The sequence below is a fragment of the Rhodococcus sp. NPDC059968 genome (assembly GCF_042738615.1).
Classification (GTDB): domain Bacteria; phylum Actinomycetota; class Actinomycetes; order Mycobacteriales; family Mycobacteriaceae; genus Rhodococcus_F.
On record NZ_JBHWUE010000014.1, the window covers coordinates 109,943 to 123,269 of the forward strand.

General features: G+C 66.8%; 12 protein-coding genes. 7 read left to right on the forward strand and 5 right to left on the reverse strand.

All coding sequences use genetic code 11. From position 1 onward, the window contains the following. Positions 1-99 precede the first annotated feature (99 nt). Positions 100-465: a hypothetical protein gene (locus tag ACFWAY_RS14965; protein ID WP_378511084.1), complete on the reverse strand. Its 366-nt coding sequence runs from the start codon at positions 463-465 to the stop codon at positions 100-102. A 190-nt stretch (positions 466-655) separates the two neighbouring features. Here ACFWAY_RS14965 and ACFWAY_RS14970 point away from each other — a divergent pair, with 190 nt between their 5' ends. Beyond that, entirely contained in the window at positions 656-1,402 is a 747-nt protein-coding gene (locus ACFWAY_RS14970) for a hypothetical protein (RefSeq protein WP_378511085.1), read from the forward strand. A gap of 81 nt (positions 1,403-1,483) precedes the next feature. Here the strand turns inward: ACFWAY_RS14970 and ACFWAY_RS14975 are convergent, their stop codons facing one another. Continuing rightward, entirely contained in the window at positions 1,484-2,617 is a 1,134-nt protein-coding gene (locus ACFWAY_RS14975; RefSeq protein ID WP_378511086.1) for a glycosyltransferase, read from the reverse strand. A gap of 344 nt (positions 2,618-2,961) precedes the next feature. Next, positions 2,962-3,498 (reverse strand): ester cyclase, encoded by a 537-nt coding sequence (locus ACFWAY_RS14980; protein WP_378511087.1) that lies wholly within the window; start codon positions 3,496-3,498, stop codon positions 2,962-2,964. A gap of 144 nt (positions 3,499-3,642) precedes the next feature. Between ACFWAY_RS14980 and ACFWAY_RS14985 the strand changes: the two genes are divergently transcribed. The 4 genes from ACFWAY_RS14985 (at position 3,643) to ACFWAY_RS15000 (ending at position 9,335) form a co-directional block, all read left to right on the forward strand. Then, the gene (locus tag ACFWAY_RS14985; protein ID WP_378456302.1) at positions 3,643-4,368 is read left to right on the forward strand and encodes an HAD family hydrolase; all 726 of its coding nucleotides are present in this window, start codon (positions 3,643-3,645) and stop codon (positions 4,366-4,368) included. A 2-nt stretch (positions 4,369-4,370) separates the two neighbouring features. Beyond that, on the forward strand, positions 4,371-6,710 hold the full coding sequence (locus ACFWAY_RS14990; RefSeq protein ID WP_378511088.1) for a glycoside hydrolase family 65 protein: 2,340 nt from the start codon (positions 4,371-4,373) through the stop codon (positions 6,708-6,710). Between the two features lie 93 nt (positions 6,711-6,803). After that, positions 6,804-7,835, forward strand: a complete 1,032-nt coding sequence (locus ACFWAY_RS14995) for an IS110 family transposase (protein ID WP_378511089.1) — start codon at positions 6,804-6,806, stop codon at positions 7,833-7,835. Between the two features lie 666 nt (positions 7,836-8,501). Further along, positions 8,502-9,335, forward strand: coding sequence for a sulfurtransferase (locus ACFWAY_RS15000; protein WP_378511113.1), 834 nt, complete (start codon positions 8,502-8,504; stop codon positions 9,333-9,335). 7 nt (positions 9,336-9,342) lie between these two features. Here the strand turns inward: ACFWAY_RS15000 and ACFWAY_RS15005 are convergent, their stop codons facing one another. Both ACFWAY_RS15005 and ACFWAY_RS15010 read right to left on the reverse strand, forming a co-directional pair. Then, positions 9,343-10,356, reverse strand: a complete 1,014-nt coding sequence (locus ACFWAY_RS15005; RefSeq protein ID WP_378511090.1) for a cation diffusion facilitator family transporter — start codon at positions 10,354-10,356, stop codon at positions 9,343-9,345. Next, complete coding sequence (locus tag ACFWAY_RS15010; protein WP_378456268.1) at positions 10,353-10,760, reverse strand: ArsR/SmtB family transcription factor; 408 nt, start codon at positions 10,758-10,760, stop codon at positions 10,353-10,355. Before ACFWAY_RS15010 ends, ACFWAY_RS15005 begins: the two co-directional genes overlap by 4 nt. A gap of 117 nt (positions 10,761-10,877) precedes the next feature. Between ACFWAY_RS15010 and ACFWAY_RS15015 the strand changes: the two genes are divergently transcribed. Next, positions 10,878-11,387: a MarR family winged helix-turn-helix transcriptional regulator gene (locus ACFWAY_RS15015; RefSeq protein WP_378511091.1), complete on the forward strand. Its 510-nt coding sequence runs from the start codon at positions 10,878-10,880 to the stop codon at positions 11,385-11,387. Then, positions 11,384-13,327, forward strand: a complete 1,944-nt coding sequence (locus ACFWAY_RS15020; protein WP_378456266.1) for an MDR family MFS transporter — start codon at positions 11,384-11,386, stop codon at positions 13,325-13,327. The genes ACFWAY_RS15015 and ACFWAY_RS15020 overlap by 4 nt, the downstream gene beginning before the upstream one ends.

Sequence of the window (13,327 nt, forward strand, 5' to 3'; positions counted from 1 at the left end):
GATCCCATCACCGAATCGGGAGACATTTTTCACGGCCCAGCACCGAAATTCGGTGACTGCCTCGAGAATTCGGGCGGCCGCCATCGACTCTCTCCCATTTCACGCGCCGTCGTGCTGGGGCGTAAAACGTACCGGCGACCGTCCGATCCGCGACCGCACGCGGGCGGTGACCTGCCAGATCAGGGTGGTGTCGTGGACGCTGATGCACGGGACGCCGAGTGCGCGGGCGTGCTGAACGGCGGCCGATTCCTTCTGCGAACACCGCCCGTCCAGAATGTCCTCGGTGACGATGACGCAGAGCACGTCTCCGTCGAGTTCCCGGATCGGTTCGAGCCCGTGGAGCGCCACCCATTGCCGGACCATCGCCCACTGCGACACGTCGTTGTAGCGGGTGGGGTTGCCGACGAACAACACGCGGCGAGACCGACGGGCTCGAGCGACCTCGATGCTGGAGATGGGTGACATGCCAAAGGTTCCTGTCCACGTGAACGGCTGATCCCGGTACGAGACAACTCTCTCCCGCCCTGGCGCCCCCGTATGTCCCCCGATCAGGCCGTGCATCGGATGAATCTCGACTCCTCCGATCAGGGGACACCCCCGCACGTGAGTGGGAAAGTGTGCTCGGGCACCCATCGGCACTCACCTGGGAGGTTGGATGATCACGGTTCTGTGCTGTCGCGGCATCGGCGAGGATCTCGACGTCAACATGCTCACCAACACCACACAACTCCTGGATCCCGCACGGTTCGTCGTCAAGCAGGTCCCGTGGGAGGCAAGTTACGGACCGGTGCCCGATCCGGGTGGATCAGCGTTCGACAAGGCCCTGTCCGAGGGACGCACACTCCTGTTGCGGATGATCGCCGACGGCCCGAATCCCGTTGTTCTGCTCGGCTACTCGGGCGGCGCTGCGCTCGCCGGAAACGTGGCGGCCGAGGTGGGACGGGGGCAGCACCCCACCCTGGACGTGCGCGGGGTCGGTCTGATCGCCGACCCTCTCCGACCGGCGTCGCCGGACCTGCCGGGCTGGGGCATCGCGGGGCAACGCCCGATCACGGGGATGCCCGTGTGGCAGATCGCCGACCCGCTGGACGCGATCTGCTGCTGCCCGGGCAACTCGCCGCTGCGCACGTTCGCGGACCAGTCGGCGGCCTTCTCACTCGCCGACCCGAGGGCGTGGGCGGCGGACCTCCTCGATCGGCTCCGCACCCGCCGGTGGCAGGCAGTCATCCTGAACTGGTGGCGACCCTGGACAGTGTGGCAGCAGTACTCCGAGGCCATCGACGACGTGAACGGTTACCTGTTCCGAGGCGACCACACCAGTTACTGGGTGCGCATCGCCCCGGGCACCGATCGCACCTACTGTGAGCTGCTCGCCGATCGCGTCAGCAGCCTTTCGGACTGATCCCCCGCACGCCGAGGGATTTCAGAGTAGGGGCCGCACTGGGCGGAAACCCAGATACTTTTCTTGCTCAACGCCCGCCGGTCATCGCACTCCCCTCCGTCGTTCTCGGATCGGCAGTTGATCGATGAGGTCCGCGGCATGAACGGCACCGTCGTGGGCCCGGATCCGGGCTCCCAGAGTTGCTGCGGCCGTCCTGTGTGGTCCGGCCACGAGCAGCTCACCGACCGCCGACCGGATGCGCTCGGGCGCGGCCGTCTTGCGCAGGCAACGGGCGACGCCGCGCTGCTCCAGACTGCGGCCGATCATCTTCTGATCGAGCGCCGGGTGGATCGGCAGAATGACCAGGGGCAGGTCGTGCGCGAGGGCGCGCATAGTGGTGTCGTGGCCGCCGTGCCCGATAACGAGGGTGGCGGTCGGCAAGATCTGTTCGTGTGGGACGTAGCCGTGTATTTCGGTGTTCGGGCCCGCCATGAAGGTTGCTGGGTCGACGGACGGTCCGGTCGTGACAACGGCATGGGCGGGCAGTCCATCGACAGCCTCGAGGATGTTCTGCAGTGCCCGCTGCTGCCCGTCGAAGTTGAGGCTGCTGAGGCTGACCAGGATCAGCGGGTCGCGTTCGGACACGGGTGTCAACGTGGACGGCATCGGATGTCGCACCACCCCGGTGTAGTGGACGGAGTCCGGCAGGCTTCGGCGGGAGGCCGGATCGAGGTCCTTGTCGGTCGTCACCAGCGCCAGGTCCGATGACGTCCACAGCCTCAGTGGCCGCTGACCTTTCAGACGGGCCATCACGGGCGTCACACCACGTGTCACGCCTTGATACATGAACTCGTAGTAGGTGTGCACCAGTGTCACACGCGTCAGGTGCGCGTCGGCGGCGGCCTGCAGGGCCCCATACAGCAGGCAATCGACCACGACCACGTCTGTCGGCTCGCGCGCGACGGTGTCGAGTAGATCGATTCCGGGCCCGGCGTCGGTGAAGACAGCAAGCGATTGGTACAAGCCGGTGATACCGGGATGATTGGTGGTCGACTGCCAGGGTCGTGCGTGGGTGTAGGGCGTGAACCGGAAACCGCATCCTTCGATCCGCCGGCGTTGCTGGGCGTGTCCGAGAAATCGGACCTGGTGACCGCGGTTGCGTGCCTCCGTCGCGATGCCGAGAGCGGGTGGCACGTTGCCGCCGCCGTCCCAGGTCACGAACAGGATGCGTGCCATAGGGTGCCTCCAGGGGGCTCGAGGTCGGGCCTGATGGGTTGGTCGGGCGACCGGTCGAGATCGTCGCGGAGAATGTGTCAGACGAGAACGTCTGTCTCGGAGACTTCTCCGCCGATCCACTGCGATGTCGCGGACAACAGAGTCTGCGCCGGCATCCGGTACGCGCGGGCGAGCCGACATTCATGGCTACAACGATGGCCTTTGCACTATCGGGCCGTCAACGGCGGCGGTGGTCGTCTCGGCCGTCGAGCCGGCCGTCTGTCGATCGAACGAAACATACGGTCCGTTTGGTACGTTTTGGTGTTCTTGCGAGGAATCGTCACTCTTCCGACACGAACTGCGGCTCAGCTCTGCGCGTTCCTGCGCGCCGCACGCTTGGCCCAGGCATTGCGGACCATGGACAGTGGCGTCGGCGGCACCCAGCCCAGCTGGACCGCCTGCCCGAGGTCATCCCGGGTGGCCCAGTGCTCGATGACGCGGCCGTCTTCGACGCGCAACCAGTGCGACTGCTTGACCGCCAACGATCGCCCCGTGGGCGCGAACACCTGGTCGATCGATCCCTGCTCGTCGTAGACGACGAAGGGTCCGACGTGCCTGCCCTTCATGATCGTGTCGACGACCGCAAGGTCGCCCTCGACGACGACATGCTCGACGTCGAACCGCAGCTCGGTGAAGGCGGAGCGCAGCCACACCGCGGTGGCGTAGAACGCGTCGGGTCCACGACCTCGCGTCCGCGGGGGTTCCGACATGCTCTCCCGGTTGAATGCGCCCGAATGGACGACGGAATCGAAATCGGCGCGGCTTCCGTTCGCCATGATCTCAATCGCGCGTACGGCGAGAGATTTCACTTGCTCCGACGGGGCCGGTTCCTCCACGTTCACGGTGCACTCCGCAACAGTCGGTTGGAACACTCAGTATTCGACCGCCGTCGACCGGAGTCAACGACCTGATGCCGGTCCGTTCGGCGCAGGATTTGCGCGCGCCTCAGCGAAACCGGCGTCGACGGCGGTACCGTCGGGGAGGTGATGGGACTGCCTGATGCGATCTCGGCCTGCTTGTTCGATCTCGATGGTGTGCTCACGGCAACGGCGGTACTGCACCGGAAGGCGTGGAAACGCACGTTCGACGAGTTCCTGAAGCATCGCGAGGGCGCGAACTTCCGGCCGTTCACCGACCAGGACTACTACGACTACGTCGACGGACGTCCCCGCGCCGACGGAGTCCGGACCTTCCTCACGTCCCGCAGCATCACGTTGCCGGAGGGGTCGCCGGACGATCCGCCCGGCGCCGAGACCGTGAACGGTGTCGGGAACAGCAAGAACCGGCTGCTGTTGAAAGTCATCGACGAGGAGGGGGTCAGCCCCTACCCCGGTTCGGTCCGCTACATCAGCGCTGCGTACGACGCCGGCCTGAAGATCGCCGTGGTCACGTCGTCCGCGAACGGCAAGGCCGTCCTCGACGCGGCCGATCTCAGCCGCTACGTCCACGTCCGCATCGACGGGGTTGTGATCAGCGAGCAGGGTCTCCGGGGGAAGCCCGCGCCGGATTCGTTCCTCGCCGCCGCCCGCGCCCTCAACGTGCATCCCGATCAGGCGGCCGTGTTCGAGGACGCCCTGTCCGGAGTGGAATCGGGGCGAGCAGGCGAATTCGGTTACGTCGTCGGGGTGAATCGGGGCGATCAGGCCGAGGCGCTACGCGAGCACGGCGCCGACGTGGTGGTGAACGACCTGGCTGAACTCCTGGAAAGGTGAGCATGGACGACAAGGGCTACGAGATCTCACCGTGGCAGCTGAAGTGGCGCGGACTGGATCTGCAGGCACTGCACGCCACCGAGTCCACCTTCGCACTGTCCAACGGACACATCGGGATTCGTGGCACGTTCGAGGAAGGTGAACCACGCGGTCTCCCCGGCACCTATCTCAACGGGTTCTACGAGCAACGGCCCCTGCCGTACGCCGAGGCGGGTTACGGCTACCCCGAGGACGGGCAGACCGTCGTGAACGTGACCGACGGCAGCATCATCCGCCTGCTCGTCGAGGACGAGCCCATGGACATGCGGTACGGGAGCGCACCGGCGCACGAGCGCGTCCTCGACTTCCGCTCGGGCACCCTGCGCCGCACCACCGAGTGGACGTCACCGACCGGACGCCGCGTGCGTATCCACTCGGAACGACTCGTCTCGTTCACCTCGCGCGCGGTCGCCGCCATCCACTACGAGGTCGAGCCGCTCGACGGCGACATCGAACTCGTCCTGCAGTCGGATCTGCTCGCCAACGAACACATCCCGGCCCGCACGGACGACCCGAGAGTCGCTGCTGCCCTGGACACTCCGTTGGTCTCCGATTTCGCGGCCGCCCACGACTTCAGGGCAGTGCTCGCCCACCACACGAGGGCGTCGGGACTGCGGATGGCCGCGGGTATGGACCACGAGGTCGACTACCCCGCCAACGGACGGTGCGGCATCGAGACCGAAGAGGATCTGGCCCGGCTCACCGTCGCCGTCGACATCCCGCAGGGTGAACGCCTGAAGGTGACGAAATACCTGGCGTACGGGTGGTCGGCGCGGCGGTCGACTCCGGCCCTGCGCGGCCAGGTGGAGGGGGCGCTCGCCGGCGCACTCGAAACCGGCTGGGAAACCCTGCTGAAACGTCAGCGCGAATACCTCGATGCGTTCTGGGAGACGGCGGATGTCGAGATCGACGGCGACGCGGAACTGCAGCAAGCGGTGCGGTTTGCGCTGTTCCACGTGCTGCAGGCGGGTGCTCGCGGTGAGTCACGCGCGATCCCCGCAAAGGGCCTGACCGGGCCCGGATACGACGGACATGCGTTCTGGGACACCGAGACGTTCGTCCTCCCCCTCCTCACGTACACGGTGCCGGACTCGGCCCGCGACGCACTGCGCTGGCGGCACTCCACGCTCGACAAGGCGAAGAACCGCGCCGCACAGCTGGGTCAGGCAGGCGCCGTGTTCCCGTGGCGCTCCATCAACGGCGAAGAATGCTCCGGCTATTGGCCCGCAGGAACCGCGGCCTTCCATGTGGGTGCCGATGTCGCCGTGGCTACGTCCCGGTATCTGGCCGCGACCGGGGACGAGGAGTTCGAAGCCGAATGCGGCGTCGAACTGCTCGTGGAGACCGCCCGGCTGTGGACGTCGCTCGGCCACCACAATGCGCAGGGCGAGTTCCGAATCGACGGTGTCACCGGGCCGGACGAGTACACCGCCGTCGCCGACAACAACGTGTTCACCAATCTGATGGCGCAGAAGAATCTGCACGACGCGGCGGCCGCCTGCGAGAGACGCCCGGGGCTGGCGCGCGAGTTCGGTGTGGACGACGAGGAAGCAGCTCTCTGGCGAGATGCCGCCGAGCACATGCGCATTCCGTTCGATGACGGTCTCGGTGTACACCAGCAATCCGACGCCTTCACACACCACGACGAGTGGGACTTCGAAGGCACACCCCCCGAGCACTATCCGCTACTGCTCCATTACCCGTACTTCGATCTCTACCGCAAGCAAGTGGTGAAGCAGGCCGACCTGGTGCTGGCGATGTATCTGCGCGGCGACGCCTTCACCGACGAACAGAAGATCGCCAATTTCGCCTATTACGAGGCCCTGACGGTTCGGGACTCGTCCCTGTCCGCGTGCGTGCAGTCCGTGATGGCCGCCGAGGTCGGGCAACTTCAACTCGCCTACGACTACCTCGCCGAGGCCGCTCTGACCGACCTTCACGACCTCCACGCGAACGTGGAGAACGGATTGCACATCGCCTCACTCGCCGGGACCTGGATGGCGTGTGTCGCGGGATTCGGTGGAATGCGTGATCACGGCGGCAACATCTCCTTCGCACCGCGGATACCACCACAGCTGGTCAATCTGTCGTTCCGGATGACGGTGCGGGGCAGCCAGATCCACGTGGACATTCGCGCCATGACCGCTACCTACCGCCTGCTGTCCGGCGAACCGGTTCAGCTCGCCCATCACGGCAACCCATTCACGCTCGACTCGTTTCCGGTGACGCGGCCGATCCCCGAACTGCCGAGCCACGCGCCAGTGCGGCAACCGTACGGCCGGGCACCCCTCCGTCGGGGCTGATCTGATGCGATGAAAGGGGCGGGGCCTCCCGCTCCTCGTGGTTCCCGGCGAATGCTGGGGGTGTCACATCCACACGTGTCGGAGGAGGCCCCTATGAGTGAGTATGACGGAAAACAGTTCGTCGGGATCGATCTGCACCGGCAACGGTCGGTGATCGTCCGGCAAACCGATTCCGGTGAGCAACTCGCGGTGGCGCGGATCGTCAACGACCCCGCCTCACTGGCCCTGCAGCTCGAGAAGGCCGGAGAGCATCCGGAGGTGGTGCTCGAGGCAACCTATGGCTGGTACTGGGCGGCCGACGCCCTGCAGGCCGCCGGCGCGAGCGTGCATCTCGCACATCCTTTGGGTGTCAAGGGATTCCGGTACCGGCGGGTGAAGAACGATGTACGCGACGCCCGGGATCTGGCGGATCTGTTGCGGATGAACCGGTTGCCCGAGGCGTGGATTGCCCCGCCACCGACGCGGGAACTGCGGGAACTGGTGCGCTACAGAGCCAAGCTCGTCGCGTTGCGGTCGGGACTGAAGGCCCAGGTGCACTCGGTGCTCGCCAAGGCCGGGGTGTTGATCCCGGTGTCGGACCTGTTCGGCGTCGAGGGGCGTGAGCGTCTGACGCAGGTGCCGCTCGGTGTCGCGTACGCGCAACGGGTGATTTCGCTGCTCGAGCTGATCGACGTCCTCGACGCGCATGAGGGACGATTCTTCGACCGGATCGCCGCCGAGTTGCGTGGCCATCCTGGTTATCGGGCGATTCAGGAGCTGCCCGGGGTCGGTCCCACCCTGGCGGCGGTGTTTGTCGCGGAGATCGGTGACGTGCACCGGTTCACCGACCCCAGCCGCCTGTGTTCGTGGGCCGGCCTGACCCCCAAGCACCGCGAGTCCGACACCGTCGTGCGCCGCGGGCACATCACGAAGCAGGGCTCCAAACTGGTGCGCTGGGCGGCGGTGGAGGCCATCCAGCGGCAACCGGCCGGCACGAAGATCTCGGTCGACCGCAAACGCATCGAGGCCCGACGCGGCAGGAACATCGCCAAGGTCGCCGCGGCCCGCAAACTGCTCACCCTCGTCTACTACGGGCTGCGTGACGGGCATATCCGTGCGTTGGCTCGGCAGCGGGCGGCGGCGTGAGCACCCCGGACGCAACACGCGCGCGGCCGCGATGTGGTCTGACCCCCCTACGGCGTGGTCGCTGACCTGATTGACCCCGCGTATTGCCAGCGCACCGCTCCATGCCCGCAACCCCGGGCGAAGGGATGACCGGCAGCCGAGGAAGCTCGGCCCTGCCCAACCCCACACGCATCACATTGGAGACGTTGCACCACAACCACATAACGAAACCGAATCACGTCGTTTGGTCCTCGACCTGTTCTCGGGCTCATTCCAGTCTGCGCCGGGCCGGGCCACCGTCAAGACCATTCGTCCTCGCTCACGCTGCGGGCGCTGTGTCTTGACCCCCGGCCCTCACCCGGCGCTGTCCGCATGGAGCCGAAACCGCGTAAACGCGACCCTTGACAATGCCCCGCCTCTTTAGGGATGACCACAGGAGAGGAAATCGTCTGCGCGTCGGCAGCCTTGGGATCGTACCGACGCGCCATTCTCGCATGCTGCGGGGCCGAAGCAGCCCTCTGGACGAGAAGCGTGGAGTCTCACTTCAATTTCGTGCCACTGGAATGCGTTGAACCGGGTGAGCGACCCCTTCGGCAGACTGCCGAAGAAGCCGTCCAGGCCTGCACCCGGGGCACGCGTGCGTGGCACACCGAACCTTCGTTGTGCCACAGTGGTGCGATGAGCCCTGTGGTGACGATCGACGAGTTGGCGGAATCGCTGAGCAGCGACGCTCCGCCGGTCCTTCTCGACGTGCGGTGGGCGCTCGGCGACACCGAAGGCAGGCAGCACTATCTCGACTCGCACATTCCCGGTGCCGTGTTCGTCGACCTGGACACCGAACTGGCCGCCCCGGGCTCCCCGGAACTGGGCCGGCATCCGCTGCCGACGGTGACGGACCTCCAGGACGCCGCGCGCCGGTGGGGCGTCCGGTCCGACAGTTCTATCGTGGTCTACGACGCCACGGGGAACCTTGCCGCCGCTCGCGCATGGTGGCTGCTGCGCTGGGCCGGAGTCGCCGACGTGGCGATGCTCGACGGTGGTCTCGGCGCGTGGACGTCGGCGGGCCGTCCCGTCCGATCCGGCGACGAGCACCCACCACTACCCGGTGACGTCGTGCTCACCGCGGGCCACTTGCCGACGCTGACCGCGGACGAGGCCGCCGAATTCGCCGCCCACGGTCGCCTTCTCGATGCCCGTGCCGCCGAGCGATACTCGGGCGAGACCGAACCCATCGACCCCCGCGCCGGACACATTCCCGGTGCCCGCAGCGCCCCGACGTCCGAGAATCTCGGGCCCGACGGACGGTTCGCGCCTGCCGACGCGCTGCGCGAACGGTTCGCCGCGGTCGGCGGAGAACCCGGGCGTCCCGTCGGCGTCTACTGCGGATCGGGTGTGACGGCGGCCCACCAGGTTGCGGCACTCGCGATCGCCGGTGTCGACGCCGCCCTGTACCCGGGGTCCTGGTCGCAGTGGTCGTCCGATCCCGCCCGACCGGTCGCCACCGGCCCCGACCTGCGGTGACGGCGAGTCACGCCGTCTGACCGACCGCCGCCGCGTCGTGCGCCGGGTAGGCGTGGATGAGGGCGGTACTCAGCTTCGGAACGGCTTGGGTGAGTGTGTGTTCGGCGGTGTGCGCCACGCGATGCGCGTCGCGCAGGCTGGTCGACGGATCGACGTCGAGTTCGGCGTCGGCATGCAGGTGATGGCCGATCCACCGCATCTTCACGCTCCGCACCCCGACCACCCCCGGTTCGGCGGCGAGGGCCGTTTCGGCGGCATCGACCAGTTCCGGGTCGACGCCGTCCATCAGCCGCCGGAACACGTCGCGTGCGGCGGTCCGCAACACGAGCAGGATCGCGGCCGTGATGACCAGGCCCACCACCGGGTCGGCGAGCGGAAGCCCGACCGCCACACCGCCGGCGCCCAATACCACGGCGAGGGACGTGAATCCGTCGGTCCGTGCGTGCATCCCGTCGGCGACGAGCGCGGCGGAGCCGATCCGCTTGCCGACCCGGATGCGATACAGCGCCACCCATTCGTTGCCCGCGAAACCGATGACACCGGCGAGGGCCACCCACCCGAGGTGATGGATGGGCACGGGATCGAGGAGGCGGCGGGTCGCCTCCACACCCGCGACGACCGCGGACAACGCGATCATCAGCACGACGAACAACCCGGCGAGGTCTTCGGCCCGGCCGTATCCGTACGTGAATCGCCGGGTGGCCGCCCGCCGTCCGAGGGCGAACGCGATCCACAGCGGGACCGCCGTCAGCGCGTCGGAGAAGTTGTGCACGGTGTCGGCGGCGAGGGCGACGGAACTGGACAGCGCCACCACGATCACCTGGGCGAGGGCGGTGACGCCCAGCACCATCAGGCTGATCTTCACCGCCCGGATCCCGATCGCGCTCGCCTCGAGTGCGTCGTCGACGCTGTCCGCGGAGTCGTGGCTGTGCGGGGCGAAGACCTCGCGAATCGCGCCTCGGACGCCGCCCGAATGTCCGTGGCCGTGGCCGTGCCCATGGGAATGACCGTGGGTGTTCACGAGCCGCCTCCTTCCGCGGCGAGGTCCGCGTCCTCGTGGATGACCTGCAGGTCGCCGGTGGCGCGGTGGTGCCCCGGGATGCCGGGGCCCGCGTGCTCGGCATTGAACACGGCGTCGGTAACCAACTGTTCGACGTGCTCATTGGCGACGCTGTAGTAGATGGACGTGCCCTCCCTCCGCGTGCGCACCAGCCGCGCCATCCGGAGCTTCGCGAGATGCTGCGACACAGACGGCGCCGGCTTCCCCACCCGTTCGGCCAGCTCGTTCACCGACAGCTCGCCTCCCACCAGTTGCCAGAGCACCTGCACCCGGGTGGCGTCAGCGAGCATGCGGAAGACCTCGACCACCAGCCCGACCTGGTCTTCGTCGAGCCGGCGCCGACAAGCACGCTTATCTGCATTCATACGCAGATAGTAGGTCACTTCGCTTTGTGATGCATCAGACACCGAAATGACTTACTTGCTTGCACTAACGATGTATATAGTTGCTTGCATCAAGTAAGTCGTCCTTCAGGGGTTGCCATGTCCGTCTCGTCATTGCCTTCCGTGTCGTCCGTATCTCTCGGCACCACCGAAGCGCTCATCGACGAGGTCTTCCTCTTCGGCCGCGTGCTTCGCGACGCCCTGGTGTCGGAAGGCGACGGTCACATCCCGCGGGCGTTGACGGGGGTCCTCCTCGTCCTCGCGGCTCGCGGGGAATGCCGGCAGAACGAACTCGCCACCGAACTGTGTGTCAGCCAGTCCTCACTCAGTCGCCAGATCACCGATCTGGTGGACGTCGGCTACGTCACCCGCCACTCGGATCCCGCCGACGGACGCGCATTCCGAATACGCGTCTCGCCGGAGGGAATGGCGTACGTGAAGCACGTGAGAACACAGCGAGCCACACGAATGCAGAAATTGATGACCGGATGGAACGAGACCGAGGCAACAATTGCCCTCGAGTCCATCCGGCACCTGAAGGAAACACTCTTCGATCCAGAGCACCGGATCGTCACGAGCTCGAACCCGATTGGAACACAAAGCGTATGACCGAAACACAGACTCGGCCGCCGGTTGAAGAAACGACGGCCATGACGCACCGCCAAATCCTCGAAGCACTCACGGGCCTGCTCGCGGCGCTGTTCACCGCGCTGCTGAGCAGCACGATCGTCGCCACCGCCCTCCCGACAATCATCGGTGACCTGAAGGGCACGCAGACCGCGTACGCCTGGGTCATCACCAGCGCATTGCTCGCCAATGCCGCCTCGACGCCCATCTGGGGCAAGCTCGCCGACCTGTTCAACAAGAAGGTCCTGGTCCAGAGCGCGATCGTCATCTTCGTCATCGGTTCGGTGATCGCCGGCTTCGCACACAACGTGCCGATCCTGCTGACCGCGCGTGTCATCCAGGGCATCGGCATGGGTGGCCTGACGGCCCTCGTCGTCGCCATCATCGGCACCATCGTCGCCCCCCGTGAGCGCGGCCGCTACTCCGGTTACATGGGTGCCGTCATGGCCGTGTCGATGTCCGGCGGCCCGATCCTCGGCGGCGTCATCGTCGACAGCCCCCTCGGCTGGCGCTGGTGCTTCTTCGTGTGCGTGCCGCTCGCCGTCATCGCACTGTTCCTGCTGCAGCGCACGCTGCACCTCGCGACCGAGAAGAAGGACGACGTCTCCATCGACTGGCTCGGCGCCCTGCTGCTGACCGCCGGTGTGTCGATCCTGCTGATCTGGGTCTCGTTCGCCGGCAAGGCGGGCTACTACGAGTGGTTCTCCCGCGAGACGGTCATGTACGTCGGATCGGGTGTGCTCCTGCTGGCCGCGACGATCCTCGTCGAAGCGAAGGCCAAGTCGCCGATCATCCCGCTCAAGATCGTCACGGAGAAGACCACCGGACTCGCCATCATCGCGTCCGTCGCCGTCGGTGTCGGAATGTTCGGTTCCACCACGTTCCTCGGCCAGTACTTCCAGACCTCGCGTGGCTACACCCCCACCATGGCCGGAGTGCTCACCATCCCAATGGTCGCCGGCATGCTCATCGGCACGGTCGGATCCGGACAGCTCATCACCCGCTTCGGCAAGTGGAAGCCGTTCGTCGTCGGCGGCGCCGTCCTGATGATCGTCGGCTTCGGATTGCTCGGCACCATCGATCACGAGACCAGTCTGACCCTGGTCGGCACCTACATCGCGATCATCGGCCTCGGCATGGGCATGCTGATGCAGAACCTGGTCCTCGCGGTGCAGAACACCGTCAGCGTCCAGAACATCGGTGCGGCATCCAGCTCGGTTGCCTTCTTCCGGACCTTCGGCGGCGCGATCGGCGTCTCGGTTCTCGGTTCGGTGCTGGCCACCCGTGTCGCCGACCTGTCGGCCGATGGCTTCGCGAAGATCGGCATCCGGGGCGGATCGAGCAGCGGTGGCGGAAGCCTGGACCTGACGTCCATGCCGGCTCCCGTCCAGGGCGTCATCCGCGCCGCATACGGAGACGCGACCGGCCGGATCTTCCTGATCGCCGCCGTCGTCGCGGTCATCACCCTGATCGCCGTCATCCTGCTGCCCAACCGCCCGCTGCGTCGCACCATCGACCTGTCGAGCGAGCAGGAACCCGTCCAGGAACCCGAGTACGCCCCCGTTCCGGAATACGCACTCGAGCCCGACACGGCGCCGATCCAGTCGTCCGACATCCGCGGCGGCAAGCACGAGGCCCCCGCCGATCAGCGGCAGCCCTTCGCGGGGTTGAGCGCCGACGCCCGGGACCGTCTCCTGTCCATGCTTCTGCCCCAGCCGGAGCGGACGCTCGAGGCGATCGACGAAGCGGAGAAGATCCGCGACGAGGTCAACCGCCTGCGTAACGATCTCAACGCCAAGCTCGTCGAATTCGACGCGGTCTGGGATCGCCTGCGCGAGCTGGGACTGAGCGAAGAGCAAGTGGCCGGCGTCCTCGGCGGCGGCCACGTGACGGACACCGGCAACGGTGCCCTCATCCGCTGA

What these genes read in the sequence shown, in the direction of transcription:
- ACFWAY_RS14995 (WP_378511089.1), top strand. Translation starts at nt 6,804, where the DNA reads ATGAGTGAGTATGACGGAAAACAGTTCGTCGGGATCGATCTGCACCGG.
- ACFWAY_RS15010 (WP_378456268.1), bottom strand. Translation starts at nt 10,760, where the DNA reads ATGAATGCAGATAAGCGTGCTTGTCGGCGCCGGCTCGACGAAGACCAG.
- ACFWAY_RS14990 (WP_378511088.1), top strand. Translation starts at nt 4,371, where the DNA reads ATGGACGACAAGGGCTACGAGATCTCACCGTGGCAGCTGAAGTGGCGC.
- ACFWAY_RS14970 (WP_378511085.1), top strand. Translation starts at nt 656, where the DNA reads ATGATCACGGTTCTGTGCTGTCGCGGCATCGGCGAGGATCTCGACGTC.
- ACFWAY_RS14985 (WP_378456302.1), top strand. Translation starts at nt 3,643, where the DNA reads ATGGGACTGCCTGATGCGATCTCGGCCTGCTTGTTCGATCTCGATGGT.
- ACFWAY_RS14975 (WP_378511086.1), bottom strand. Translation starts at nt 2,617, where the DNA reads ATGGCACGCATCCTGTTCGTGACCTGGGACGGCGGCGGCAACGTGCCA.
- ACFWAY_RS15015 (WP_378511091.1), top strand. Translation starts at nt 10,878, where the DNA reads ATGTCCGTCTCGTCATTGCCTTCCGTGTCGTCCGTATCTCTCGGCACC.
- ACFWAY_RS15020 (WP_378456266.1), top strand. Translation starts at nt 11,384, where the DNA reads ATGACCGAAACACAGACTCGGCCGCCGGTTGAAGAAACGACGGCCATG.
- ACFWAY_RS14965 (WP_378511084.1), bottom strand. Translation starts at nt 465, where the DNA reads ATGTCACCCATCTCCAGCATCGAGGTCGCTCGAGCCCGTCGGTCTCGC.